Origin of the sequence: Pseudomonas sp. ADAK2, assembly GCF_012935755.1 — a bacterium.
Lineage (GTDB): Bacteria > Pseudomonadota > Gammaproteobacteria > Pseudomonadales > Pseudomonadaceae > Aquipseudomonas.
This window is the reverse complement of the sequence record NZ_CP052862.1, coordinates 2,548,988-2,573,573: the sequence shown is the minus strand read 5'-3', so window position 1 is coordinate 2,573,573 and position 24,586 is coordinate 2,548,988. Positions and strand designations below refer to the sequence as shown.

At 60.2% G+C, this 24,586-nt stretch carries 24 protein-coding genes; 8 read left to right on the top strand and 16 right to left on the bottom strand.

The window, feature by feature from the left end; all coding sequences use genetic code 11:
• Nucleotides 1–103: 103 nt before the first annotated feature.
• A complete protein-coding gene (locus tag HKK52_RS12015) occupies nt 104–823 on the bottom strand; it encodes an SDR family oxidoreductase (protein ID WP_169370993.1) in 720 nt (239 codons plus the stop codon).
• A 48-nt stretch (nt 824–871) separates the two neighbouring features.
• Nucleotides 872–1,528 carry a peroxiredoxin-like family protein gene (locus tag HKK52_RS12010; RefSeq protein ID WP_169370992.1) on the bottom strand — a complete coding sequence of 219 codons (657 nt, stop codon included), beginning with the start codon at nt 1,526–1,528 and terminating at the stop codon, nt 872–874.
• A gap of 222 nt (nt 1,529–1,750) precedes the next feature.
• Between HKK52_RS12010 and HKK52_RS12005 the strand changes: the two genes are divergently transcribed.
• Together HKK52_RS12005 and HKK52_RS12000 are read left to right on the top strand one after the other, a co-directional pair.
• Nucleotides 1,751–1,963 carry a type II toxin-antitoxin system HicA family toxin gene (locus HKK52_RS12005; RefSeq protein ID WP_163909086.1) on the top strand — a complete coding sequence of 71 codons (213 nt, stop codon included), beginning with the start codon at nt 1,751–1,753 and terminating at the stop codon, nt 1,961–1,963.
• Nucleotides 1,963–2,367, top strand: coding sequence for a type II toxin-antitoxin system HicB family antitoxin (locus tag HKK52_RS12000; protein ID WP_169370991.1), 405 nt, complete (start codon nt 1,963–1,965; stop codon nt 2,365–2,367). Before HKK52_RS12005 ends, HKK52_RS12000 begins: the two co-directional genes overlap by 1 nt.
• A gap of 59 nt (nt 2,368–2,426) precedes the next feature.
• On the opposite strand, the gene HKK52_RS11995 is transcribed toward HKK52_RS12000, so the two are convergent.
• Nucleotides 2,427–3,266, bottom strand: a complete 840-nt coding sequence (locus HKK52_RS11995) for a hypothetical protein (RefSeq protein ID WP_169370990.1) — start codon at nt 3,264–3,266, stop codon at nt 2,427–2,429.
• Between the two features lie 30 nt (nt 3,267–3,296).
• Entirely contained in the window at nt 3,297–4,502 is a 1,206-nt protein-coding gene (locus HKK52_RS11990) for an MFS transporter (RefSeq protein ID WP_169370989.1), read from the bottom strand.
• A 234-nt stretch (nt 4,503–4,736) separates the two neighbouring features.
• Between HKK52_RS11990 and HKK52_RS11985 the strand changes: the two genes are divergently transcribed.
• Nucleotides 4,737–5,366 (top strand): hypothetical protein, encoded by a 630-nt coding sequence (locus HKK52_RS11985; protein WP_178117451.1) that lies wholly within the window; start codon nt 4,737–4,739, stop codon nt 5,364–5,366.
• A 211-nt stretch (nt 5,367–5,577) separates the two neighbouring features.
• On the opposite strand, the gene HKK52_RS11980 is transcribed toward HKK52_RS11985, so the two are convergent.
• The 8 genes from HKK52_RS11980 to gcl all read right to left on the bottom strand — a co-directional run bounded on the left by HKK52_RS11980 (nt 5,578) and on the right by gcl (nt 15,170).
• Nucleotides 5,578–6,573 carry a sulfate ABC transporter substrate-binding protein gene (locus HKK52_RS11980; protein ID WP_149656989.1) on the bottom strand — a complete coding sequence of 332 codons (996 nt, stop codon included), beginning with the start codon at nt 6,571–6,573 and terminating at the stop codon, nt 5,578–5,580.
• A 105-nt stretch (nt 6,574–6,678) separates the two neighbouring features.
• Complete coding sequence (locus tag HKK52_RS11975; protein WP_169370988.1) at nt 6,679–7,503, bottom strand: ion transporter; 825 nt, start codon at nt 7,501–7,503, stop codon at nt 6,679–6,681.
• Nucleotides 7,504–7,524: 21 nt separating this feature from the next.
• Nucleotides 7,525–8,439 carry an urea transporter gene (locus HKK52_RS11970; protein WP_169370987.1) on the bottom strand — a complete coding sequence of 305 codons (915 nt, stop codon included), beginning with the start codon at nt 8,437–8,439 and terminating at the stop codon, nt 7,525–7,527.
• A 135-nt stretch (nt 8,440–8,574) separates the two neighbouring features.
• The gene (pyk, locus tag HKK52_RS11965) at nt 8,575–9,990 is read right to left on the bottom strand and encodes a pyruvate kinase (RefSeq protein WP_169370986.1); all 1,416 of its coding nucleotides are present in this window, start codon (nt 9,988–9,990) and stop codon (nt 8,575–8,577) included.
• The gene (locus tag HKK52_RS11960; protein WP_169370985.1) at nt 9,980–11,260 is read right to left on the bottom strand and encodes a glycerate kinase type-2 family protein; all 1,281 of its coding nucleotides are present in this window, start codon (nt 11,258–11,260) and stop codon (nt 9,980–9,982) included. The genes pyk and HKK52_RS11960 overlap by 11 nt, the downstream gene beginning before the upstream one ends.
• Before the next feature lie 165 nt (nt 11,261–11,425).
• Nucleotides 11,426–12,319, bottom strand: a complete 894-nt coding sequence (locus HKK52_RS11955) for a 2-hydroxy-3-oxopropionate reductase (RefSeq protein ID WP_169370984.1) — start codon at nt 12,317–12,319, stop codon at nt 11,426–11,428.
• Between the two features lie 149 nt (nt 12,320–12,468).
• Complete coding sequence (gene hyi / locus HKK52_RS11950) at nt 12,469–13,251, bottom strand: hydroxypyruvate isomerase (RefSeq protein ID WP_149656984.1); 783 nt, start codon at nt 13,249–13,251, stop codon at nt 12,469–12,471.
• Nucleotides 13,252–13,394: 143 nt separating this feature from the next.
• On the bottom strand, nt 13,395–15,170 hold the full coding sequence (gcl, locus tag HKK52_RS11945) for a glyoxylate carboligase (RefSeq protein ID WP_010456878.1): 1,776 nt from the start codon (nt 15,168–15,170) through the stop codon (nt 13,395–13,397).
• Nucleotides 15,171–15,438: 268 nt separating this feature from the next.
• On the opposite strand from gcl, the gene HKK52_RS11940 reads away from it, so the two are divergent.
• Together HKK52_RS11940 and HKK52_RS11935 are read left to right on the top strand one after the other, a co-directional pair.
• A complete protein-coding gene (locus HKK52_RS11940; protein WP_149656983.1) occupies nt 15,439–15,879 on the top strand; it encodes a GlcG/HbpS family heme-binding protein in 441 nt (146 codons plus the stop codon).
• Nucleotides 15,880–15,978: 99 nt separating this feature from the next.
• Nucleotides 15,979–17,046: a hypothetical protein gene (locus tag HKK52_RS11935; RefSeq protein WP_169370983.1), complete on the top strand. Its 1,068-nt coding sequence runs from the start codon at nt 15,979–15,981 to the stop codon at nt 17,044–17,046.
• A gap of 57 nt (nt 17,047–17,103) precedes the next feature.
• Here the strand turns inward: HKK52_RS11935 and HKK52_RS11930 are convergent, their stop codons facing one another.
• Nucleotides 17,104–17,712 carry a TetR/AcrR family transcriptional regulator gene (locus HKK52_RS11930; protein WP_133839085.1) on the bottom strand — a complete coding sequence of 203 codons (609 nt, stop codon included), beginning with the start codon at nt 17,710–17,712 and terminating at the stop codon, nt 17,104–17,106.
• A gap of 135 nt (nt 17,713–17,847) precedes the next feature.
• Here HKK52_RS11930 and HKK52_RS11925 point away from each other — a divergent pair, with 135 nt between their 5' ends.
• Nucleotides 17,848–18,762 carry a DUF808 domain-containing protein gene (locus HKK52_RS11925; protein WP_169370982.1) on the top strand — a complete coding sequence of 305 codons (915 nt, stop codon included), beginning with the start codon at nt 17,848–17,850 and terminating at the stop codon, nt 18,760–18,762.
• 169 nt (nt 18,763–18,931) lie between these two features.
• Here the strand turns inward: HKK52_RS11925 and HKK52_RS11920 are convergent, their stop codons facing one another.
• Entirely contained in the window at nt 18,932–19,720 is a 789-nt protein-coding gene (locus HKK52_RS11920) for an MlaA family lipoprotein (protein ID WP_169370981.1), read from the bottom strand.
• Nucleotides 19,713–21,011, bottom strand: coding sequence for a serine/threonine protein kinase (locus tag HKK52_RS11915; RefSeq protein ID WP_169370980.1), 1,299 nt, complete (start codon nt 21,009–21,011; stop codon nt 19,713–19,715). The genes HKK52_RS11920 and HKK52_RS11915 overlap by 8 nt, the downstream gene beginning before the upstream one ends.
• Before the next feature lie 225 nt (nt 21,012–21,236).
• Between HKK52_RS11915 and HKK52_RS11910 the strand changes: the two genes are divergently transcribed.
• Entirely contained in the window at nt 21,237–21,605 is a 369-nt protein-coding gene (locus HKK52_RS11910; RefSeq protein WP_169370979.1) for a hypothetical protein, read from the top strand.
• A 121-nt stretch (nt 21,606–21,726) separates the two neighbouring features.
• Here HKK52_RS11910 and HKK52_RS11905 read toward each other — a convergent pair whose 3' ends face one another.
• A complete protein-coding gene (locus HKK52_RS11905; RefSeq protein ID WP_169370978.1) occupies nt 21,727–23,322 on the bottom strand; it encodes a glycoside hydrolase family 17 protein in 1,596 nt (531 codons plus the stop codon).
• A gap of 287 nt (nt 23,323–23,609) precedes the next feature.
• Here HKK52_RS11905 and HKK52_RS11900 point away from each other — a divergent pair, with 287 nt between their 5' ends.
• A complete protein-coding gene (locus HKK52_RS11900; protein WP_169370977.1) occupies nt 23,610–24,461 on the top strand; it encodes a glycine betaine ABC transporter substrate-binding protein in 852 nt (283 codons plus the stop codon).
• Nucleotides 24,462–24,586 lie beyond the last annotated feature (125 nt).

The following is a 24,586-nucleotide window of genomic DNA, read 5'->3' as shown; positions in this document are numbered from 1 at the left end:
TGCTCGCGAAAGCGATGTATCAGCAACATTGATATCGACTGACACGCCGCCTTCGCGAGCAAGCCCGCTCCCATAGGGGGTTTATGTGGTCTGAAAAAACCCATCAAAACGCCGCTTTACCCACCGAAGCACCACCATCGACAAACAGTGTCTGCCCGGTAATGAACCCGCTCTGCTCGGACAACAGAAAGGCAATCGCCGAAGCGATTTCTTCCGGTTGCCCCAACCGGCCCATCGGTACGCTAGCCAGATAACGCGCTTCACCTTCGCTGCCAATCGGATTGTTCTCTCGGAACAGTTCCGTTTCCGTCGGGCCGGGGGCCACGGCGTTGACCGTGATCCCGGTTTGCGCCAGTTCCAGCGCCCAGGATCGGGTGAAGCTGACCAGCGCCGCTTTCGCCGCCGCATACGCCGTGCGCTGGGTGATCCCGAGCACCGTCAGGCTGGAAATATTCACCACTCGGCCCCAGCCTTTGGCGCGCATGTTCGGCAGCAACGTCTGGGTTGTTTGCAGGGCTGAGTGCAGATTGACCCGCATCACGTCGTCAAAGGTGTCGAGGTCGATTTCGCCCAACACCTGCGGTCGGACCAGGCCGACGTTGTTCACCAGCCCATCGAACTCGTACTGGCTGGCCAGATCAGCCAATACTTCCCGGGTCAGCGTCCTGTCGCCCAGGTCGAGTGGAAACAGCGTGCCGGGAAACGACAGGTCGGGTGTCCGGGCAATCCCGACCACGCGATGACCAGCACGGTCCAAGTGCTCGGCCACGGCACGACCAATGCCTTTGCTGGCGCCGGTGATGAGAAATGTACGTCGGGTCATGACAACTCCTATCAGGATGTGCCGCGGGTAACGCGGCACTTGATCGGTTCAGCCGCGAAGCGCATCCAGCATCGCTTCAGGCTCTGGCCGCTGAGTGTAATCCGGGTTGACCTCGGCGTAACGGATCACGCCATCCTGACCGATCACATAACGCGCCGGCATCGGCAGGGTCCAGGACGGGTCATCGTTGAAGGTGGGCAGGTCGTTGCGCAGGTTTTTGTACAACTCGACCAGGTAATCCGGCAACGCGAAACGCAGACCGAAAGCCTGCGCTACATCGTTGTGAGTGTCGCTCAGGATCGGGAACTCCAACCCGTTGGTGCGCACCGATTTGCGGCTGTTGGCGGCGATCTGCGGCGAGATCGCCACCAGGTTCGCCCCGAATTCCTGCAACGTCGGCAGGAACGCCTGCACGGCTTGCAGCTCCATGTTGCAGTACGGGCACCAGACACCGCGATAGAACGTCAGCACCAACAGACCCTTGGCCAGCAGATCGGCGGAGGACACAGGGTTGCCGTCGGGGTCCTTGAGCGTAAACAACGGCGCCTTATCCCCGACCTTCAGGGCTTTGCCGGCCGCGCCGGACGCAATCAATTCCGCAGTGGCGCGCTCCATGATCGGGTGGATTTCAGCCGGGGCGTTGTAAGGCGGTTTACCGGCCTTGAAGTCAGCTTTGAACGCATCGAGTTTTGCTTGCAGGGTCATGATCGTAATCCTTGAAGAGGAAGCCGGTTGGCTGGGATCAATGGTGACCTTGGACGGGGCAGCGGGGAACGTGGGTGGGGGGCATAGGATTCATTCTTGGGGGGAATGTCGTGTCTCGAATCACACTCTGTAAAACAACCGAACGTCGTGCTTCCAGTTTTCATGCTTGAATAAAGATAACTCTAGAGTTGCTTTTGTTTGGCCGGAGCAAGGAGGCCGGTGGTGCAAAGCAGGCTATTGATCAAGGAGCTGGAGGAGGCGGGCTGGACACTGGACCGGGTCACCGGCAGTCATCACATCTTCACTCACCGTTACAACCCATACACGATCCCCGTCCCGCACCCGAAAAAGGATTTACCGATCGGGACGGTTAAAAGCATCAGGAGGCGAGCCGGGCTGTATTGCCCGCCTGCCAGTTACACAGGAGATCCATAATGCAATATCCCATCTGTATCGAGTGGGGCGACGAGAACACCGCCATCGGTATTCAGATCCCCGATATTCCGGGCGCTGTCACTGCCGGGGATACGTTTGAAGACGCCTATAACGCTGCAATCGAGGTTGCTCACGTAATGCTGCAGGAAATTGCGGCTGACGGAGAGCCGATTCCTATGCCGACTTCAGCGGCCGCACACCGTGGCAATCCCGAGTTTGTTGATATGGGCTGGGGAATGCTGGAACTGGACATTGCGCCTTACATGGGCAAAACCGAGAAGGTCAATGTGACATTGCCCGGCTATGTCATCCAGCGTATCGACCGCTATGTGCGGGAACATAACGTCAAAAGCCGCTCCTCCTTTTTGGCGGATGCGGCGATGGAAAAATTGGTTCGGCATTGAATGAAACAACATGTTCACGGGCAAGCCGGCGGAGGGCATGCCCGTAAGCGATCAACGTGTCATCGCGCTTGATCGGGAGGTCTGCAAAGGTCAGTCATGCCATGGTGGCTGATGAGCTCCCTGATTGACGTTCCCAGTGCACTTTGACTCAGGGCTATTTCAACTTCGCCGGTGTAGGACTCGTCAACATGTCCCCGTGTGTCTGCACTGGTGAGCGGGCTGATGCTGCTGTTCTGAGGGCTGAGGCGAAAGGTTGTGTAGGGGATGCCCGGGGTTGGCTTGTTCCTTTGCCGGGTGCTCATAAAGTCGAAGGAATAGGTTCTCCTGATGGAGTCTATGCACGCTGTGACGGTCTGCGGTGGCGACGCTTCGTTGTACATCACCACCGCCTTCTCGCCGAACTGCAGAAACAGGCAGCCGAACCACCATATGCAACTGGCGAGAACGGACAGGCCCCAGGCGCGCACCACCCCAACTCTGGAAAACAACAAGTTCAGCAGATAAGGCCAGGTCATCATCGGCAGAAAGTATTTGCCAATCTTCCAGGCCCAGCTCTGGTTACCAAGCCAGATTCCCGGGTTGTAGATCATCACCAGCATGACGATGGCGTAGAACACCACTGCCAACGTCCACACCACAAAGTTGGTGGCAAAACGACTCTCGTGCCGGGTTCGCTGTTCTTCCTTCAGTTCGGCGATAACGTGCGTGAAGTCAGTTTCAGCCACGGGAGGAGGGTTGGCTTTGCGTTCTTTATCGCGCAACGCCTTGCGCTGGCGTCGCAGACGCTCAGGGTTTTTTGAAGACATGAGGGGGAAATCTTCCTTGATTGCGCTGTTCGGCGGCAGCTCCATGTGTGCCTCGATGATTGCAAGCACCTGAGTGGGCGTGAGGATAAACATCCACGCCCGCTGCGTCGATAGCGGTCTCGATCAGGCCGTCACGGGCTCTGCGACGCGCGAAACACTCAAGAACCGCAACAACGCCACCAACGGAAACGCACTCCCCACAATCACGATCCACAACCAGCCGCCATGCTCATACACCGCACTGGCTACCGACGAGCCAAACGCGCCGCCGATGAAGATGCTGGTCATGTACAGCGCGTTCAAACGGCTGCGGCTCTTGGCGTCGAGGGCGTAGACCGCGCGTTGGCCGAGGACCATGTTCATCTGCACGCAGAAGTCGAGCACCACGCCAGTGACGGCCAGGCCGATGACGCTGTAGATCGGGTGGATGAACGCTGGCAGGAAGCTCAGGCTGGCGAACACCAGGGCCAGCAGTGAGGCGATGCGGGTGTGGCCGGCATCGGCCAGGCGACCGGCAATCGGCGCGGCGATGGCACCGATGGCGCCGACCAGGGCGAAGAGCGCGATCTGGGTTTGGCTCAGGCCATGATTGCGCGCCAGTTCCAGCGGCACGGCGGTCCAGAACAGGCTGAAGGTGGCGAACATGCAACCCTGGTAAAACGCCCGTTGGCGCAGGACCGGTTGTTGACGCAGCAACGTCCACAGCGAACCGAGCAACTGGCCGTAAGAGGCACTGTGATCAGGCTGGCGCTTGGGAATCGTCATCGCCAGCACGATGCTGATCGCCGCCATCAACGCCGCGGCAATGATGAACATCGCCCGCCAGCCGAAGTGGTCCGCCACCACGCTGGACACTGGCCGCGCCAGCAGAATACCCAGCAGCAAACCGCCCATGATCCCGCCGACCACCCGGCCGCGGGATTCTTCCGGCGCCAGATGGGCGGCCAGTGGAATGAGGATCTGCACCGACACCGAACTGAAACCCACCAGCAACGAAATCAGCAGGAACACATTCGGCTGATCGGTAAACGCCGCGCCCAGCAGGCTGGCAATCGCCACCAGGGTGGTGATGATCATCAGCTTGCGGTTTTCCAGCAGATCACCCAGCGGCACCAGGAAAAACAGGCCCAGCGCATAGCCGATCTGGGTCAGCGAGACGATGAAGCTGGCCATGGTGCTGGTCAGGCCGATGTCCGGCGCGATCAGGCCGATGATCGGCTGGGCGTAGTAAATGTTGGCGACAATGGCGCCGCAGCAGAAGGCGAACAACATCACCATGCCTTTGGTCATTGTCACGGCGCTGTGGGGCGCCTGAGTCGCTGGGTTCATAACGTGTCTCGCTAAACAGGAGGAATGCGCGAAGGCTAAAGGGCTGACCAGTACGGCGGAAGAGAGGTTGGGGTGATAGTAATCATTCCTTTGCGGAATGAATGACGGACGCGTGTGCTGTCCATCGATGAACCTTGCGGCAAAACATTGAGGCCCGATGATACATTCACTTACATCTTGTTCGATAGCGTGCTTATGTTCTCTCTTCACGGTTCATAACAGGAAGGCCCTTCCATGAATGCGATGTTTCGTCACCTGATTCGCAGTGCGTCAGTGGTTACCTTGATCAGTCTATTCACGGCAGGTGTCGCCCTGGCAGCCGAAGCGCCGGGCATGCGCATTGGCGTACGCGGCGAGATCACCGGTGTCAGCGCCGACAGCTTGAAAGTCCACGTCAACAGCGGCGAAAACGTGGTGATCAACCTGACCCAGGACACCAAAGTCCGCGCCGTCACCCTGGCCAATATCGAAGACATCAAACCCGGCAGCTACATCGGCTCGGCGGCCATTCCCCAGGATGACGGCACGCTCAAGGCCCTGGAAGTCCACGTCTTCCCGCCGGAGCTGGCCGGCAGCGGCGACGGCCATCGGCCTTTCGATTTGGCCAAAGGCAGCAGCATGACCAATGGCAGTGTTGGTGATCTGGTCGTCAGCAATGGCCGCACCCTGACCGTCAACTACAAGGGCGGCCAGCAGAAGATTCTGGTGCCGGAGGATGTGCCGATTGTGAATCTGGTGCCGGGTGATCGCAGCTTGCTGAAGGTGGGTGTGAAGATCGTGACGTTCGTGACGCAAAGTGCGGACGGGACGCTGACGGCTCAGTCGATTTCGGCCGGCAAGGATGGCGTGACACCGCCGATGTAATGACCCCAACCGATCGTTCCCACGTTCCGCGTGGGAACGCCTCAATGGACGCTCCGCGTCCGCTTGGGACGCGGAGCGTCCCGGGCTGCATTCCCACGCAGAGCGTGGGAACGATCAACGGGGGATCGCCGTCCTGCAGTGGATTTGGGTGACACAGCGGCCATAAAAAAGGCGACCTCTGCAGGTCGCCTTTTTCATTAAGCTTTAGCTGTTATTGCGCATAAATCTGATCAAAGATCCCGCCATCATTGAAGTGGGTCTTTTGCACGGTGCGCCAGTCGCCAAAGGTCTTCTCTACCGAGAGGAAATCAACTTTCGGGAAGCGATCGGTGTACTTGGCCAATACCGCTGGGTCTCGCGGACGCAGGTAGTTCGCCGCCGCAATCTCCTGACCTTCCGGCGACCACAGGTATTTCAGGTATTCCTCGGCCGCGGCGCGGGAGCCTTTCTTGTCGACGACTTTATCGACGACAGAAACCGGCGGCTCAGCCTCGGCCGAAACACTCGGGTAAATCACTTCAAACTGATCACGACCAAACTCGCGGGCAATCATTTCCGCTTCGTTTTCGAAGGTCACCAGCACGTCGCCGATCTGGTTGGTCATGAAGGTTGTGGTGGCGGCGCGGCCACCGGTATCGAGCACCGGTGCTTGCTTGAACAGTTTGCCGACGAAGGCTTTGGCCTTGTTTTCGTCGCCGCCGTTCTTCAGCACATAACCCCAGGCCGAGAGGTAGGTGTAGCGGCCGTTGCCCGAGGTTTTCGGGTTCGGCACGATCACTTGTACGCCGTCCTTGAGTAGATCCGGCCAGTCTTTCAGGGCTTTCGGGTTGCCTTTGCGAACGATGAACACCGTGGCCGAGGTAAACGGCGCACTGTTGTTCGGCAGGCGCGTGACCCAGTTGTCCGGGATCAGTTTGCCGTTGTCCGCCAGGGCGTTGATGTCGGTGGCCATGTTCATGGTGATGACGTCAGCCGGCAGGCCGTCGATCACCGAGCGCGCTTGTTTGCTGGAGCCGCCGAAGGACATCTGCAGGGTGATGTTTTCGTTGTGCTCGGCTTGCCAGTGTTTCTGGAACGCAGTGTTGTAGTCCTTGTAGAAATCGCGCATCACGTCGTAGGAAACGTTGAGCAGGGTCGGTGCGGCCTGAGCCACGCTGGTCAGTGCCAGGCCAGCGGCCAGAAGTGAGGCGCCAAAGAGTTTTTTCACTGCGCATTCCTTGTTCTGAATAAGTGTTTTTATTAAAAGTGAGGCAATTTGCCAGCGACTATAGCCGGGCTTGCATAGGCCTTTAAAGATTAAAAAGCACTTTGCTTATTCCATTTTCTTAAACAGCTGATTGCCACACCGCGAGCAAAATGCCGCGCCATGTTCGTGGCTGTTTTTCTTGCACACCGGGCAGTCGTGTTGCAGTTGTTCGCCGCGCATGGCGTTGGCCAGTTCGGCGGTGAAAATCCCGGTCGGCACGGCGATGATCGAGTAACCGGTGATCATCACCAGCGACGAAATCACCTGGCCCAGCGGCGTTTTCGGCACGATGTCGCCGAAGCCGACGGTGGTCAGCGTCACGATCGCCCAATAGATGCCCTTGGGAATGCTGGTGAAGCCGTGTTCCGGGCCTTCGATCACGTACATCAACGTGCCGAACACCGTCACCAGCGTGCACACGCTGACAAGGAATACCACGATCTTCTGCTTGCTGCCGCGCAGCGCCGACATCAGATAGTTGGCTTGCTTGAGGTACGGACTGAGCTTGAGCACGCGGAAAATCCGCAGCATCCGAATGATTCGAATAATCAGCAGGTACTGTGCATCGGCGTAATACAGCGCGAGGATGCCGGGCACGATCGCCAGCAAATCCACCAAGCCATAAAAGCTGAACGCATAGCGCAACGGCTTGGGCGAGCAGTACAGGCGCAGGCCGTATTCGATGGCGAAAATAACGGTGAAGCCCCACTCGATGTACGCCAGCACGTCGGCGTAGTTCTGGTGGATCGCGTCGATGCTGTCGAGCATCACGATCACGATGCTGGCGAGAATGATCAACAGCAGGATGCCGTCGAAGCGCCGCCCGGCCTTGGTGTCACTCTGAAATACCATGACGTAAAGTTCTTCACGCCAGTTTTTGCTGCTGTCCATGGATACCGCCTGAACCGAGAATCAGCGAAGCCTAGGTTGATTCTCCCCGGTAGCGCAAGGCTCATGGACGACTGTGGCTTTGCCGAGCTTTTGCGTGGCGGCACGGACCAGCCAGCAGGCGAGGATGAACGGCGCGGTCAGCGTGGGCAGACCGATGGCGGCAAACAACGGCGTCAGCAACAGCGCTGACACAATACCGAGCAAAGGCAGCCACGATTGCTGGCGCTGCGAGCTGAAGGCAAGGGCGGCGAGTACGGCGTTATAGCTCCCCAGTCCCAGCAAGGCGCTGTAGAAGTCGTGGTGCAGCAGACTCCAGCCCATGCCCGCGACGGATGCCAGCAACGCCCAACAGAAGGCGCGGCGATCAGCGATCAGCAAACCGGCGGCAATCAGCGAACCGGCCAGTGGATGGCCAAGGAACATCACTTGGCCGAGGCCTTTGAGCGGGGCCGCGAGTAGGTTCAGCGTGTTGATTTCGATCAAATGCGCCGTGGTCGACGGTGTGGCGAAGCACAGCAGCAACCAGCTCATCCCCACAAAGGGGGTGGTGTAGGCCGGCAGATATTGGCTGACCCGCGCGCGTTTGAGCCACTGTTGCGTAATCATCGCGCTCAGACCGCCGCAGGCAATGATTAGCAGGGGCAACATCGCGGACCAGGGGAAATACAGGCTCAGCAGCAAGCCAAGCAGAACGCCGTTATAGCTGAAGAGCCCGGCCTGACGATCAGCCTTGGCGTAGCCGCGACGCTGCGCGGTGAGCAACCCGGCGACCCCGCCCAACAGTGCACCGCCGAGCAGGGTCGGTGCGGTAAAAAGAATCGCTAACAGGCACAACAGACCGCACAGCGGATGGCGCTGGAGGAAGATCTGACTGAAACCGTTGAGCAGGGCAGTGGCCCAGTCGGGGCAGTGGGTGTTGAAGTGGTTGGCAGGCATGATAAGGGTCTTAGTACAGATCGTTCCCACGCGCAGCAAAGGAATGCCTCAATGGACGCTCTGCGTCTGCTCTTGGGACGCAGAGCGTCCCGGGCTGCACTCCCACGCAGAGCATGGGAACGATCATCGTGTGGGTTAAATCAACGTCTCGATACGCAACGAGTTAGTCGACCCCGGCTGCCCAAACGGCACACCCGCGGTGATCAACAACGTATCCCCGCGCTGCGCCATGCCTTGGGCCTGGGCAATCTCCAGCGCCGTCGAACACACCTCATCCACCTGGCGCAGCCGATCATTCACCACCGAGTGCACGCCCCACGCCACGGTCAAGCGGCGGGCAGTTTGCAGGTTCGGCGTCAGGTTGAGGATTGGCACCGTCGGCCGTTCCCGCGCCGCACGCAGACTGGAAGTGCCGGACTCGCTGTAATTCACCAGCACCGCCACTGGCAGCACGTTACTGATACGGCGAATCGCGCAGCTGATCGCATCGGAAACCGTGGCTTCAGCCTTCGGCCGGCTCACGTCCAGTTGCGTCTGATAGTCCGGGCCGTTTTCCACCTGGCGGATGATCTTGCTCATCATCTGCACGGCTTCCAGCGGGTATTCGCCGGACGCGGTTTCCGCCGACAGCATCACCGCATCCGCGCCTTCAGCCACAGCGTTGGCCACGTCAGTGACTTCGGCGCGAGTCGGAGCAGGGGAGAAGCGCATCGACTCCAGCATCTGCGTCGCCACCACCACCGGTTTACCAAGCTGACGGCAGATGCTGATGATGTTCTTCTGAATCTGCGGCACGCTTTCAGCCGGTACTTCCACGCCCAGATCACCGCGAGCAACCATGATCGCGTCGCTCAACTCAGCGATTTCCCGTAGTTGCGTCACCGCTGATGGCTTCTCGATCTTGGCCATCAAAAACGCCTTGTCGCCGATCAGCGCGCGGGCTTCGCGGATGTCTTCCGGGCGCTGCACAAACGACAGCGCGACCCAGTCCACACCCAGCTCCAGGCCGAAGCTCAAATCGCGACGATCCTTGGCCGTCAGCGGGCTCAGGTCGAGCACCGCTTGCGGCACATTCACGCCTTTGCGATCGGACAATTCACCGCCATTCAGCACCGTGGTATCAATTGCGTCGGCGTACTTGGTCACCACCCGCAGACGCAACTTGCCGTCGTCCAGCAGCAGGTCCATGCCCGGTTCCAGCGCCGCGATGATTTCCGGGTGCGGCAGGTTGACCCGGCGTTGATCGCCCGGCGTCGGATCCAGGTCCAGGCGCAGGGCCTGGCCGCGATGCAGTTGCACCTTGCCCTCGGCGAACTTGCCGACCCGCAGTTTCGGGCCTTGCAGGTCCATCAGAATCCCCAACGGGTAATTCAGCTGGCGCTCGACTTCACGAATCCACTGATAGCGCTGGGCATGGTCGGCGTGATCGCCGTGGCTGAAATTCAGCCGGAAGATATTCACCCCGGCCTGCACTAGTTCACGAATGTCATCGATGCCATCGGTGGCCGGGCCGAGGGTGGCGAGGATTTTGACCTTTTTATCAGGCGTCATTTTTTGTGCTCTCGAGAATCAGGATCGCGCGGAAGTCGTTGACGTTGGTGCGGGTCGGCTCGGTGACAATCAGGGCGTCCAGCGCCTCGAAATAGCCGTAGCCATTGTTGTTGTCCAGCTCGTCGCTGGCGCTCAAGCCGAGGGCAACGGCGCGGGCGTAGCTGTCCGGGGTCATGATCGCGCCGGCGTTGTCTTCGGAGCCGTCGATGCCATCGGTGTCGCCAGCCAGGGCGTACACGCCGGGCAGGCCTTTGAGGCTGTCGGTCAGGCTCAGCAGGAATTCGGCGTTGCGCCCGCCGCGACCATTGCCGCGCACGGTGACCGTGGTTTCGCCGCCGGACAGAATCACGCACGGCGCGGCCAATGGCTGGCCATGCAAAACGATTTGCCGGGCGATGCCGGCGTGGACCTTCGCCACCTCTCGGGATTCGCCTTCCAGATCACCGAGGATCAGCGGACTGAAACCGGCCTGACGGCACTTCACCGCCGCCGCTTCCAGGGATTGCTGTGGTCGGGCGATCAACTGGAAATGGCTGCGGGCCAGGCTCGGGTCGCCGGGTTTGACGGTTTCCGACTCAGGGTTTTGCAGCCAGTTGCGCACGGACACCGGGACGTCGATGTTGTAGCGCTTGAGGATCGCCAGGGCTTCGGCCGAGGTGCTCGGGTCGGCTACGGTCGGGCCGGAGGCGATGACCGTGGCGAGGTCGCCCGGTACATCGGAAATCGCGTAGGTATAAACAGTCGCCGGCCAGCAGGCCTTGCCGAGACGGCCGCCCTTGATTGCTGAGAGGTGCTTGCGCACGCAGTTCATCTCGCCAATGGTCGCGCCGGATTTGAGCAGGGCTTTGTTGATCGATTGCTTGTCGGCAAGGGTGATGCCCGCCGCCGGCAACGCGAGCAGCGCCGAGCCGCCGCCGGAGAGCAGGAAGATCACGCGGTCGTCTTCGCTCAGGTTGCTGACCAGGTCCAACACGCGTTTGGCCACGGCCAGACCGGCCGCATCCGGCACCGGGTGCGCGGCTTCGACCACTTCGATTTTTTCGCATGGGGCGCCGTGGCCGTAGCGGGTCACCACCAGGCCGCAGACTTCACCCTGCCAGCAGCGCTCGACCACTTGGGCCATGGCCGCGGCGGCTTTACCGGCACCGATGACGATCACGCGACCGCTGCGATCTTTGGGCAGATAGGCTTCGAGGACTTGCTGCGGATGGGCCGCGTCAATGGCTGTGGCAAACAGCTCGCGCAGCAGGTGTTGCGGATCGACCGACATGGCGGGCTCCCAATCTTATTGTTCTTGGTATGGTGCTAATGATCGTTCCCACGCTCTGCGTGGGAATGCCTCAATGGACGCTCCGCGTCCGCTTCGGCAGGGACGCGGAGCGTCCCGGGATGCATTCCCACGCAGAGCGTGGGAACGATCAGTGCCGCAAAGGGCTTATTTTTTATCGCGAATCGAGAAATTGGCCATGTGTTCCAGGCCCTTGATCAGCGCCGAGTGGTCCCAGTTGCTGCCGCCGATGGCCGCGCAGGTGCTGAACACTTGCTGGGCGTTGGCGGTGTTCGGCAGGTTGATGTTCAGTTCCTTGGCGCCTTGCAGGGCCAGGTTCAGGTCCTTCTGGTGCAGGCTGATGCGGAAGCCTGGGTCGAAGGTGCCTTTGATCATGCGCTCGCCGTGCACTTCGAGGATCTTCGACGAAGCGAAACCGCCCATCAGCGCTTCACGGACCTTGGCCGGGTCGGCACCGTTTTTCGACGCGAACAACAGCGCTTCGGCAACAGCCTGGATGTTCAGCGCCACGATGATCTGGTTCGCCACTTTCGCGGTTTGACCATCGCCATTGCCACCGACCAGAGTGATGTTCTTGCCCATGGCCTGGAACAGCGGCAGAGCGCGTTCGAAGGCGTTGGCATCGCCGCCGATCATGATGCTCAGGCTCGCAGCCTTGGCACCGACTTCGCCGCCGGACACTGGCGCGTCGAGGTACTGCGCGCCTTTTTCGTTGATCTTGGCGGCGAAGGCTTTGGTGGCGGTCGGCGAGATCGAGCTCATGTCTATCACGACTTTGCCTTTGCCAACACCGGCGGCGATGCCATCGGCGCGGAACAGCACGTCATCGACCTGCGGGGTATCCGGCACCATGATGATGATGAATTCGGCTTCCTGGGCGACTTCTTTCGGGTTGGCCAGGGCGATGGCGCCACCGGCAATCAGATCAGCCGGGGCGGCGTCGTGGTGCGCCGACAGGAACAGGCTGTGACCGGCTTTCTGCAGGTTCAACGCCATTGGGTGGCCCATGATGCCGGTGCCGATAAATCCGATTTTAGCCATGAGAAAATCCTCTTGTTTTTATTGCTCTGTTCGCAAAATTCGTGGGGTGTCAGCGAGGACGCCTTCGCGGGCAAGCCTCGCTCCTACAGACAGCCCGGCCCCCTGTAGGAGCGAGGCTTGCCCGCGAAGAACAATGTCGCGGTGTTCGATCAGATCGCGTTATGAGTCTTCAACCAGCCCAAACCCGCTTCCGTGGTGGTCAGCGGCTTGTACTCGCAACCGACCCAGCCCTGATAACCGATGCGGTCCAGGTGTTCGAACAGGAAGCGGTAGTTGATTTCACCGGTGCCCGGTTCGTTGCGCCCAGGGTTGTCCGCCAACTGCACGTGGTTGATTTCGCCCAGGTGCGATTGCAGGGTGCGAGCCAAGTCGCCTTCCATGATTTGCATGTGGTAGATGTCGTATTGCAGGAACAGGTTGGCGCTGCCGACCTGTTCGCGAATCGACAGGGCTTGCGCCGTGTTGTTCAGGTAGAAACCCGGGATGTCGCGGGTATTGATTGCTTCCATCACCAGTTTGATGCCCACCGCTTGCAGCTTGTCGGCGGCGTACTTGAGGTTGCTGACGAAGGTCTTTTCCACGGTGGCGTCATCGACGTTTTGTGGACGGATACCGGCCAGGCAATTGACCTGGGTGTTGCCCAGTACTTGCGCATAGGCAATGGCCAGATCGACCCCGGCGCGGAATTCTTCGACCCGATCCGGCAGGCACGCGATACCGCGTTCACCCTTGGCCCAGTCACCGGCCGGCAGGTTGAACAACACTTGGGTCAGACCGTTGGCGTCAAGCTTGGCCTTGATCTCGGCGGAGCTGAAGTCGTAAGGGAACAGGTATTCGACACCACTGAAACCGGCCTTGGCGGCCGCTTCAAAACGGGCAAGAAAATCCTGTTCGGTGAACAGCATGGACAGGTTGGCTGCGAAACGCGGCATGGTGGTCTCCCGTAAATGTGTGAGGGCCGATCGTTCCCACGCTCTGCGTGGGAATGCCTTTATGGACGCTCTGCGTCCGCTTTGGGACGCAGAGCGTCCCGGGCTGCATTCCCACGCAGAGCGTGGGAACGATCAAAGCCAAATCAATCGAGCAACGAAATCGCGGTTGGCGCATCGTTGCCGACCAGCGCCAGGTCTTCGAATTCGTTGACGGCGTTGATCTCGGTGCCCATGGAAATGTTAGTCACGCGCTCCAGGATAATCTCGACGATCACCGGCACCTTGAACTCTTCAATCAGTTCCTGGGCCTTGCGCAGGGCAGGCTGGATCTGACCCGGTTCGAATACGCGCAGCGCCTTGCAGCCGAGGCCTTCGGCAACCGCCACGTGATCGACACCGTAACCATTGAGCTCCGGAGCGTTGAGGTTATCGAAGGACAGCTGCACGCAGTAGTCCATGTCGAAACCGCGCTGGGCCTGACGGATCAGCCCCAGGTACGAGTTGTTTACCACGACGTGGATGTACGGCAGTTTGAACTGCGCGCCCACCGCCAATTCTTCGATCATGAACTGGAAGTCATAGTCGCCGGACAGTGCCACGACCTTGCGCGTCGGATCTGCCTTGACCACGCCCAGCGCCGCCGGAATGGTCCAGCCCAACGGGCCAGCCTGACCGCAGTTGATCCAGTGACGCGGCTTGTAGACGTGCAGGAACTGCGCGCCGGCAATCTGCGACAGACCGATGGTACTTACATAGCAAGTGTCTTTGCCGAACACTTGGTTCATCTCTTCGTATACGCGCTGCGGCTTGACCGGCACGTTGTCGAAGTGGGTCTTGCGTTGCAGGCTGGCTTTGCGCTGCTGGCAGTCTTGCAACCAGGCGCTACGGTTTTTCAGCTTGCCGGCGGCTTGCCATTCGCGAGCGACTTCGATGAACACGGTCAGCGCGGCCGCGGCGTCGGAAACGATGCCCAGGTCCGGGTTGAACACACGACCGATCTGGGTCGGCTCGATGTCGACGTGAATGAATTTGCGGCCTTCGGTGTAGACATCGATCGAACCGGTGTGACGGTTGGCCCAACGGTTACCGACGCCCAGCACCACGTCAGATTTGAGCAGCGTCGCGTTGCCGTAGCGGTGCGAGGTTTGCAGGCCGACCATGCCGACCATCAACGGGTGATCGTCCGGGATCGTGCCCCAGCCCATCAGGGTCGGGATCACCGGAATACCGGTCAGTTCGGCGAATTCCACCAGCAACTCGCTGGCGTCGGCGTTGATGATGCCGCCACCGGCCACCAGCAATGGACGCTCGGCCTGGTCGAGCATGGCCAGGGCCTTCTCGATTTGCACCCGGTTAGCGGTGGGCTTGGCCAGCGGCAGTGGCTGGTAGGCGTCGATGTCGAATTCGATTTCGGCCATCTGCACGTCGAACGGCAGGTCGATCAGCACAGGACCTGGACGGCCGGAGCGCATTTCGTAGAAGGCTTTCTGGAAGGCGTACGGCACCTGGCCCGGCTCCATGACGGTGGTGGCCCACTTGGTCACTGGCTTGACGATGGCGGTGATGTCGACCGCCTGGAAGTCTTCCTTATGCATGCGCGCCCGCGGTGCCTGACCGGTGATGCACAGGATCGGGATCGAGTCGGCCGAGGCGCTGTAGAGCCCGGTGACCATGTCGGTCCCGGCAGGGCCGGAAGTGCCGATGCACACGCCGATGTTGCCGGCCTTGGTACGGGTGTAACCCTCGGCCATGTGCGAAGCGCCTTCCACGTGGCGAGCGAGGACGTGATCGATGCCACCGACCTTCTGCAAGGCGGAGTACAGCGGGTTGATCGCGGCGCCCGGGATGCCAAAAGCGGTATCAACCCCTTCGCGGCGCATCACCAGAACGGCGGCTTCGATTGCTCTCATTTTGCTCATGGTTTTGGTGCCTCTTACGTTTTGTAATTGTATACAAGTGGCTTTGCGCAGAGTGTATTCACGGCGGACGGCGCAGGTCAATCCATTTTCTCAAGCGTCTGTTTCATTCGTCGGAAGCCGGTTCTGCTGTGGCTTTTCGTCGCATGTGGCGCTTTTCGAGAATTATTGTATACAAATAAATAATCTATTGTGTTCTATTTGTTGAATCGGACTGCGGCACAAAACCGCAGCCCAACAGCTTTCCCTATAACAAAATGAGGACGGCACCATGAGCGCTTTAACCTTGAAAGACGCAGTCAACCTGACTAACCAGGCCATCGCCGCAGGGCGTGCAGTATCCGCAGCACCACTGACCATCGCGGTGTTGGATGCCGGCGGCCATTTGATCTCCTTGCAACGGGAAGACGGCGCCAGCCTGCTCCGCCCGCAAATCGCCATCGGCAAAGCCTGGGGCGCGATAGCCCTGGGCAAGGGCTCACGCCTGCTGGCGCTGGACGCCCAACAACGCCCGGCTTTTATTGCCGCGCTCAATAGCATGGGGCAGGGCAGCGTGGTGCCGGCACCGGGCGGTGTGTTGATTCGGGATCAGGACGGCAACGTGCTGGGTGCGGTAGGCATCAGCGGCGATCTGTCGGATGTGGACGAGCAGTGTGCGATCAGCGCGATCGAGGCGCAGGGCTTGCGGGCGGATGCCGGGGTGACCGCTTGATCTGAAGTAATTCGACAGCGCCAACAGCGCAGTGGTGACGAAGCGGGGCGGGGTCGATAGACTGCCGCCCCTCTCGTTTTTGTATCAAGGAAGATCTGCGTGAAGACGCTACTTGGCATCACCCTGGCCACGGCCATGACCCTCTGCACACCCTTTCTGCACGCCGCCGAACCGCTGGACGCCGATGACATCGCATTCCAGGCCCTCAGCCCGGTGGTCACCGCGCTGCTCAACGCCGACGACGTCGATGAGCTGATGGCGAGGGCCGAAACGCTCGAAGAAACCGACACCTTGCAAGCCATCGCGGTTTACCTGGCGGCCAGCCGTGAAGATCCCAAGCAAATGCTCGCGCCTTATCAGGTGGCGGCGCTGTTTGCCCGGCGCGGCGATGACAAACTGGCGCAGCGCTTCCTGAGGGAAGCCGATGATCGCGGCATGTGGTTCGGCCCGATGCTGGCCAGCGACGAAGACTTTTCCGACCTGCGCCAGACCGCCACTTACAAAACCGTGTTGGCCAATGCCCAGCAGCGCTATCAGAAAATCGCCCCCGGCAAGGTCGGCGCGATTTCGGTGCTCAATCCTCCTGCCAGTGTTCCCGTGCCCGCCGCGTGCCGACCGGTGCTGGTCTGGATGCATGGTTACGGGGTCAACGGTGAGGTCGATGATTATCAGTCGCTCGCGGACACCGGCGTGATCGTTCTCGGCATCAACGGCACCGAGATGATCAATGCGGTAGACAGCTTCCGCTGGATCGGTCCGGGCTTTGAAGGCACCCATAAAGCGGTGCAGAACGGCTTGAAAGAACTGGAGGCGCAGCAATGCATCGACCGCAAGCATGTTTACCTGATGGGCTTCTCCCAAGGCTCGCAACATGCCGGCGCGCTGTTGGCGCAGCATCCGGATGACTACGCCGGCGCACTGCTGCTGTCGCCTGGCGGCATGCAGCCAACCCCGACCGTGAGCAAGGCCCATGGCAAACGGGTGTTTGTAATCAACGGCAAGATGGAAGGGCCGCGCAATCAGCAGATGGCCAGCGATTTCCGCAAGCTGTTCAGTGACGGCAACGAGGTCAAATCCCGTACCCACGAAGAAGGGCACACGTTCCCGGATGACTGGCGAACTTCGTTCCCGCAAGCGCTGCGTTGGTTGATGGGCAGCGAAGCTTAAAAGCAAAAGATCGCAGGCTTGCGAAGGCTGCGATCTTTTCCTGATTGACGACCGGATCTAACGATCCGGCTCACACCCCTTGAGCACCAGGCGAATAATCGTCTGCGCCGCCGCTTCATAATCCGCCTCATCCAGCTTCGTCTTGCCGGTGACTGCAGAAATCTGCCAGTCGAAGTCGGCGTACGTCTGGGTCGCGGCCCAGATGCTGAACATCAGGTGGTTGGGATCGATCGGGGCGATCTGGCCGCGGTCGATCCAGGTCTGGATGCAGTCGATGTTGTGCTTGGCCTGGCCGTTGAGGCGTTCAACCAGATCGGCGCTCAGGTGCGGCGCGCCGTGCATGATTTCGCTGGCGAACACCTTGGAGGCGAAGGGCAGGTCGCGGGAGATGCGGATCTTCGAGCGGATGTAGCCGCTCAGCACTTCACCGGGCACGCCGTCGGCGTTGAACGGCGTCGAGGCCTGCAGGATCGGCTCGATGATGCTTTCCAGGACCTCGCGGTAGAGGTTTTCCTTGGATTTGAAATAGTAGTAGACGTTGGGCTTGGGCAATCCCGCCTTGGCCGCGATGTCGCTGGTTTTGGTCGCAGCGAAGCCCTTGTCGGCAAATTCTTCACTGGCGGCACGCAGGATCAGTTCTTTGTTGCGCTCGCGGATAGTGCTCATAAACCAGGGGGTTCCTTGCCTGTTCTGGCGGTTGCGCATGGTAGCACCGGGCTCGCGCGGCGCTCAAGAATGCACCGTGCGGCGCTCGGCCGCGCTATGCTGCGCAGCATTCATTACTCGAAGGAAACCTGATTCATGGCAGGAAGCAGTTTGCTGGTGCTGATCGACGACATCGCCGCGGTGCTCGACGACGTGGCGTTGATGACCAAAATGGCCGCAAAGAAGACCGCTGGCGTGCTCGGCGACGACCTGGCGCTCAATGCCCAGCAAGTCAGCGGCGTGCGCGCCGAACGGGAAATCCCGGTGGTCTGGGCCGTGGCCAAGGGCTCGTTTCTCAACAAACTGATCCTGGTGCCCTCGGCATTGGCCATCAGCGTGTTCATTCCGTGGCTGGTCACGCCGCTGTTGATGGTCGGCGGTGCCTACCTGTGCTTCGAGGGTTTCGAGAAGCTGGCCCACAAGTTCCTGCACAGCAAGGCTGAAGATGACGCCGAGCATGCGCAACTGGTCGAGGCCGTGGCCGATCCGGCCACCGATCTGGTGGCGTTCGAGCAGGACAAGATCAAAGGTGCGATTCGCACTGACTTCATCCTTTCGGCAGAAATCATCGCCATCACCCTCGGCACCGTCGCCGATGCTTCGCTGACCCAGCAAGTGATCGTGTTGTCCGGCATCGCCATCGTCATGACCATCGGCGTCTATGGTCTGGTGGCGGGCATCGTCAAACTCGATGACCTGGGCCTGTGGCTCACGCAAAAGCCAGGGCAGATGGCCAAAAGCATTGGCGGGGCGATCCTGCGTGCGGCACCGTACATGATGAAAAGCCTGTCGGTGATTGGTACGGCGGCGATGTTCCTGGTCGGCGGCGGGATCCTGACCCATGGCGTGCCGGTGGTGCATCACTGGATTGAAAGCGTCAGCGCCAGTGCCGGTGGCGCCGGGTTTGTCGTGCCGACGTTGCTGAATGCGGTGGCGGGGATTGTGGCGGGTGCGGTGGTGTTGGCCGGCGTTATGATCGCGAGCAAAATCTGGAAGTCAGTGAAAGGCTGAAACCCGTTATTGATCGTTCCCACGCTCCGCGTGGGAATGCAGCTCGCCATCAGATGCCGAACGCGGAGCGTCCGTTGAGGCATTCCCACGCAGAACATGGGAACGATCTTCAGAAAGCAAAAAGGCCATTCGACTTCCATCGAATGGCCTTTTTTTGTTGCCGCTGAAGTTACTCGGCGATCTGCAACTTGCGCGACTCGGTGTAGACGTAACGCACTTTCTCGTACTCGAACGGTGAGTTCAGCTGGCCATAGCGGAAGCTGTTTTGGTAGCGCTTGTCGACGCCGCGCAGGACCCAGATTTCCGGGTGGTTGGAGCTGACTTCGGAGACGTTCAGGAAGTTGACCGCCGACTCGCCGGTGTAGTCGACCACCAGGCCTGCGGTGTCGCGCAGGTTGGACGGCCCGAGGATCGGCAGGACGAAGTAGGCACCGCCCGGGACGCCGTAGAAGCCCAGGGTCTGGCCGAAGTCTTCGCTCTGGCGCGGCAGGCCCATGGCGGTGGCCGGGTCCCACAGGCCGGCAACGCCGATGGTGGTGTTGAGCAGCAGGCGCGCGGTGGTTTCCAACGAGCGATGGCCCTTGAGCTGGAGCATGCTGTTCAACAGGTTCGGCACATCGCCGAGGTTGTTGAAGAAGTTGCTCACACCCGTGCGCAGGAAGCTTGGGGTGACGTAGCGATAGCCATCGACCACGGGCAGGAACACCCATTGGTCGAAGCGGTAGTTGAAGTGGTAGACCCGACGGTTCCACTCTTCCAGCGGGTCGTAGACGTTCAGCGCGTTAAGCGTCGAGCGTTCGAATTCGCGCTGGTCCAGGCCCGGGTTGAACTTGAGTTTGCTCAGCGGTTCCTTGAAGCCGTCGCCGTCGATCACGACCGGTGCGTTGGCTTTGCTGTTGTCGGCATTGGCGACGCCTGCACAGAGTAACGCTGCGATAAGCAGGAGATATTTAGCCACGGAAGAACTCCAGCATGGCGTCGCTGTTGACGCGATAGTTAAGGTTGCCGCAATGGCCGCCCAATGGGTAAACGGTCAAGCGATCGCCGAAGGTCCGGCGCAGGAAGCCCAAGTCGCCAGGGCCGAGAATCACGTCGTCAGCGTTGTGCATGACCGAGATTTTCGGGCTGTCGTGCAGGTAGTCCTTCAGGGCATACAAACTCACCTGGTCGATCAGTTGCAGCAGGCTGCCGCCGTCGGTGCGGGCGCGCCACATCGGGATAACCTGCTCGGTGATGTAGCAGTCGAAATCGCATTGCAGCGCACGCTTGAGGAACGGCGTGAGGCTGGTGCCTTCGGTGATCGGGTACTTCGGAGGGGTGATCAGGCCGCGACGGTTGATCAGGTCCGAGGTAAAGGCAATGTCGGCTGCCGAGAAACGGAACGAAGTGCCGATCAGCATGGCCATCTGTTCGTTGCTCAAGTGCTGCTTGGACTGCTGGAAGTCGTAGAGCAGGGCATCGTTGAGGTCGATGTAGCCTTTTTGCTGGAAGTAGCGGGTCAGTTTGTTCAGCACCAGTTCATAGAAAGTGGTGCTGTTGTTGATGCCCTTGACCTCGGTCTGTACCAGCTTGTCGAGGTTGGTGATCGAGGTGTAGAGGTTGACCGGCGGGTTGAGCAGCAAGACTTTCTTGAAGTTGAAGCTGCGCCGGGTTTCGTCCAGGTGCGCGACGAAGGCCGCGTCCAGTGCGCCCAGGCTGTAACCGGTCAGGTAGTACTCGGTGACCGGCGTCTTCGGGTTTTGCGCCCGCACGGCCTGCATCACCCGGTACATGTCTTCGGCGTCTTCCTTGGTGATACCGGGCGTGGCAAAGCGTGATGCGGCGCTCATGAAGTCGAAGCTGGTCGGCGACGACAGCTGCACCACGTGATAACCGGCCTTGTAGTAAAGCTTCTTCAGGTATTCGTTGAGGCTGCTGTCATAACGCGCGCCGGTACCGGCGATCAGGAAAATCAGCGGGGCAGCGTGATCCTGGGTGGCAATACGGTAGGTGAGTTTCTTCACCGGCCAGAAGTTGTCCGGCAGGCTGAACTCACGCTCCGGGCGCAACCGCACGCTGCGGTCCTGCTGATTGATGTCTTCGTTGGCCGGCAACTCCGGGCGCAACTCCGGAGGCGTCGTGGCGATGGTCGCCTCGAACGGGTTCGTCAAGGGGTAGCCATAGCTGGCGGCGTCGATGTCGACCGCCAGTGCGGACGCACTCAAAATAAGGCCGCCAAACAGGGCGGCGAAGCGCAAGGAACGGAGCATGACTAAATCCCTTAGAGGAAAGGTGCCGATTGAGGTTCGCAGGCTATGACCACGGGGTTTGCGCCAAAGTGCCATGGATCGGCACCAATCAGGCCTAAATTCGGGGTAATAGTAGCTGGACGATACACTTTGCAGTGATTGCCTGCCCAGTTAAGTGTTGTTAAGGCTTGCACAAAGCCGCCGGACGCTTAAGCTGGCCGCCGTTTTCGTTGATTGGAGTGCTTCATGTCCCGCCGTCTGCCCGTGATTCTGCTGCTTGTTTTGCTGCCTTTATGGCTGGCCGCCAGTTATGGCGCGCGTTATGGCTTCATGGAGGATGCGCAATGGGTCGGCCTCTGCGTGGACGAGGCGAGCCGCTGGGAATGTCAGGTTCGCTCGAACCTTGGGCTGATGATTCACTTCAAGGTCTTGGGCTGGGGCGCAGTGGCCGCGGCGCTGATCGGTTTTGTCGTACCGGGCCGGGCAGGGTGGTGGCTGGCGGTGTTGGCGCTGGTGCTGGGGTTCCCGGCGTTGGCGTTGTACAACACGACGCTGGCGGTGTTTGCGGTGGTGATCGCGGCTTTGCGTCTGGTCCGGGCTTCTCGTAGCGCCTGATAGATAGTCTTCGCGGGCAAGCCTCGCTCCTACGGATTGTTGTCGTTCACATCATTTGTGAACGACACACCCCTGTAGGAGCAAGGCTTGCCCGCGAAGAGGCCGGCAGCAACGCTGAAGATCAGCCCTTGCGAACCCGCAAACAACGCCACAACGCCGCCACCATCAATACACTCACCAGCGCCCAACCCCAGGCCTGCTGGTTCTGCAACCCTTCACGGAACAGCTGCGGCGCAATGCCGGCACCAATGATGAAGGTCAGCAGCGCAATCTCCCGACGTGGCACATTCACCGGACGGCACAGGTACACCAGCGCCGGCAGGATAAACGCGACACTCGGAAAGCTGCGATAGCGCGGGTCGAACACCAGCTCCAGCATCATCACTGCCGCCGCAAACCCGGCGGCGGCTACCAGCCAGCCTGCTCGGCGCTCCAGCAGATTAAAGGCGCATCCACGCCAGCCGTTGCGAGCACTCAGCGTCAGCGCGGCATGGGCCAGCACCAACAGATTCAAAGCGGTCAGCAAGCCGACCCACAGCCATTCACTGGCAAACCGCGTGGTGACCCGCGCCAGATCGCCCCAGGCCCCGATCGAGCAGGCCGCCAGCGCCGCCAACAGTGGCAGCACCAACGCCGCGCGAGTGCTGCGAACCCGACCGCCCAGCAGCAGCGTGCCGAGGAAGATCACACCGCCAACCACCAGCCATTGCGACCAATACGGCACGTTCGACACCGGTCCAGCGAGCACGCCCTTGTCCTGGCGATCAGCATCGAACAGCCCCCAGTAACCGCCGACGGCACCTTCACTGGCACGTTTCCACGGCTGGTCAAAGGCTTCGATCAGGTTGTAATGCCAGTTTTGTTCTTCAGCCATCGCCACAAACCCACGAATGAACTTGGCCTCGTTGACCCGGCTCGGCAGCGCGGTTTCACGTTGGCGGCCTTCGCTCGGCCAGCCGGTTTCGCCGATCATCACATCCTTGGGCGCGAATTTGTTGCCAAACACCTGGCGCACCTCGGCCACGTGTTGCAGGGCGGCGTCGATGTTCGACGGGTCATCTTCCCAGTACGGCAGCAAATGAATGGTCAGGAAGTCCACCGCCGGGGCGATTTCCGGGTGCTTGAGCCAGAATTCCCAGACGTCGGCGTAAGTGACCGGCTGCTTGATCTGGCTTTTCACCTGATTGATCAGCTTCGCCAACTGCACGCCGGTGACTTCTTTGCGCAGCAGCGCTTCGTTACCGACGATCACCGACGTCACCACGTCCGGGTTGGCGCTGGCCGAGGCGATCAGCAAGTCGACTTCCTTGGCCGTGTCCACCGGGTTGCTGTTGACCCAGGCGCCAATCATCAGCTTCAAGCCGTGCTTGCGCGCCAGGTCAGGCAAGGCGTCGAGGCCGGTCATGGAATAGGTGCGAATGCATTCGAAGCTTTTGGACAGCAGCGCGAGGTCGGCGTCCATGCGCTCGGGGCGCAACTTGAACGGCTGGTCGAACGGCGACTGGTCCTTGTCGAACGGGGTGTAGGAGGCGCATTGCAACTTGTGCGTGGCGCTGGCCACGTCCGGCAGGATCACCGGTTTGCCGAGGCCGTACCAGAAACCGCCAAGGGCAAACAGCCCGAGCAGGCAGGCGAAAACATAAGCGAAAAAAGGAAAGCGTGATGTCGCGGGCATGGTCAGGCCGTCTGGGAGCAAAGCCGCGCATGTTACCTGCATTTGTCCCGGGCTTGGTGGCCTGCATGATTTTGACATGCAAAGTTCGGGCGGATCGGGCGGGGTGGTTGCGGCGATCACGATTAATGGCGTTCTGATGTCGTTTCTCGATGCCTTGAGGTCGTTGGCAGCACAGGTCCCTATTGTCGTGAGGTTGATTATCGAAGCGTCAGTACTCCGCTGACGTTCTGGCGATTTTGCGGTGAGGCGTGATGGGGGCGCTGTGCACCATAACAATACGTTGACGCCGCTCGGCATCCGTCGGGCGCAGCACTTTCGGGGAAGTAACGATGAAGATGCGACGACTTTTAGGCGCGAGTGCCGCTCTGGTGCTTGCGATTGGCTCCACATTCGCCAATGCCGAGAGCAAAACCCTGAGCATCGGTTACGTTGACGGCTGGTCCGACAGCGTCGCGACCACCCACGTGGCCGCCGAAGTGATCAAGCAGAAACTCGGTTATGACGTGAAGCTGCAAGCCGTCGCGACCGGGATCATGTGGCAAGGCGTGGCCACTGGTAAACTCGATGCCATGCTGTCCGCCTGGCTGCCCGTGACCCACGGCGAATACTGGACCAAGAACAAGGATCAGGTCGTCGATTACGGCCCGAACTTCAAGGACGCGAAAATCGGCCTGATCGTGCCGGAATACGTGAAAGCCAAGACCATCGACGATCTGAAAACCGATGACAGCTTCAAGGGCCGCATCGTCGGGATCGACGCCGGTTCGGGCGTGATGCTCAAGACTGACCAGGCGATCAAGGACTACGGCCTGAGCAACTACACCCTCAAGGCCAGTTCCGGCGCCGGCATGATTGCCGAGCTGACCCGTGCCGAGAAGAAAAACGAATCCATTGCTGTCACCGGTTGGGTGCCGCACTGGATGTTCGCCAAGTGGAAACTGCGCTTCCTCGACGATCCGAAAGGCGTGTATGGCGCCGCTGAAACCGTAAACAGCATCGGCAGCAAGGAGCTGGCGACCAAAGCACCGGAAGTGGCGAAATTCCTGAAAAACTTCCAATGGGCCTCGAAAGACGAAATCGGCGAAGTGATGTTGGCGATTCAGGATGGTGCCAAACCTGAAGCCGCGGCCAAGGATTGGGTGGCCAAACACCCGGAACGCGTTGCCGAATGGACCAAGTGATTTAGTCCGAAGCGTCTAGTCAGTACCTTCCAGAGCCCCTTGGCATTTATGCCAAGGGGCTTTTTGCATTCCGGTAGGAGCAAGGCTTGCCCGCGATGGCGATCCCGAGCACGCCATCGCGGGCA

Excerpts from the sequence above, each read along its gene's own strand:
- HKK52_RS11915 (WP_169370980.1), bottom strand. The coding sequence starts at position 21,011 with ATGCTCCGTTCCTTGCGCTTCGCCGCCCTGTTTGGCGGCCTTATTTTG.
- hyi (WP_149656984.1), bottom strand. The coding sequence starts at position 13,251 with ATGCCGCGTTTCGCAGCCAACCTGTCCATGCTGTTCACCGAACAGGAT.
- HKK52_RS11930 (WP_133839085.1), bottom strand. The coding sequence starts at position 17,712 with ATGAGCACTATCCGCGAGCGCAACAAAGAACTGATCCTGCGTGCCGCC.
- HKK52_RS11990 (WP_169370989.1), bottom strand. The coding sequence starts at position 4,502 with ATGAACCCAGCGACTCAGGCGCCCCACAGCGCCGTGACAATGACCAAA.
- pyk (WP_169370986.1), bottom strand. The coding sequence starts at position 9,990 with ATGACGCCTGATAAAAAGGTCAAAATCCTCGCCACCCTCGGCCCGGCC.
- HKK52_RS11910 (WP_169370979.1), top strand. The coding sequence starts at position 21,237 with ATGTCCCGCCGTCTGCCCGTGATTCTGCTGCTTGTTTTGCTGCCTTTA.
- HKK52_RS12015 (WP_169370993.1), bottom strand. The coding sequence starts at position 823 with ATGACCCGACGTACATTTCTCATCACCGGCGCCAGCAAAGGCATTGGT.
- HKK52_RS11960 (WP_169370985.1), bottom strand. The coding sequence starts at position 11,260 with ATGTCGGTCGATCCGCAACACCTGCTGCGCGAGCTGTTTGCCACAGCC.
- HKK52_RS12010 (WP_169370992.1), bottom strand. The coding sequence starts at position 1,528 with ATGACCCTGCAAGCAAAACTCGATGCGTTCAAAGCTGACTTCAAGGCC.
- HKK52_RS11985 (WP_178117451.1), top strand. The coding sequence starts at position 4,737 with ATGAATGCGATGTTTCGTCACCTGATTCGCAGTGCGTCAGTGGTTACC.
- HKK52_RS11995 (WP_169370990.1), bottom strand. The coding sequence starts at position 3,266 with ATGTTTATCCTCACGCCCACTCAGGTGCTTGCAATCATCGAGGCACAC.
- HKK52_RS11955 (WP_169370984.1), bottom strand. The coding sequence starts at position 12,319 with ATGGCTAAAATCGGATTTATCGGCACCGGCATCATGGGCCACCCAATG.
- HKK52_RS11925 (WP_169370982.1), top strand. The coding sequence starts at position 17,848 with ATGGCAGGAAGCAGTTTGCTGGTGCTGATCGACGACATCGCCGCGGTG.
- HKK52_RS11975 (WP_169370988.1), bottom strand. The coding sequence starts at position 7,503 with ATGGACAGCAGCAAAAACTGGCGTGAAGAACTTTACGTCATGGTATTT.
- HKK52_RS11900 (WP_169370977.1), top strand. The coding sequence starts at position 23,610 with ATGAAGATGCGACGACTTTTAGGCGCGAGTGCCGCTCTGGTGCTTGCG.
- HKK52_RS11905 (WP_169370978.1), bottom strand. The coding sequence starts at position 23,322 with ATGCAGGTAACATGCGCGGCTTTGCTCCCAGACGGCCTGACCATGCCC.
- HKK52_RS12000 (WP_169370991.1), top strand. The coding sequence starts at position 1,963 with ATGCAATATCCCATCTGTATCGAGTGGGGCGACGAGAACACCGCCATC.
- gcl (WP_010456878.1), bottom strand. The coding sequence starts at position 15,170 with ATGAGCAAAATGAGAGCAATCGAAGCCGCCGTTCTGGTGATGCGCCGC.
- HKK52_RS11970 (WP_169370987.1), bottom strand. The coding sequence starts at position 8,439 with ATGCCTGCCAACCACTTCAACACCCACTGCCCCGACTGGGCCACTGCC.
- HKK52_RS11940 (WP_149656983.1), top strand. The coding sequence starts at position 15,439 with ATGAGCGCTTTAACCTTGAAAGACGCAGTCAACCTGACTAACCAGGCC.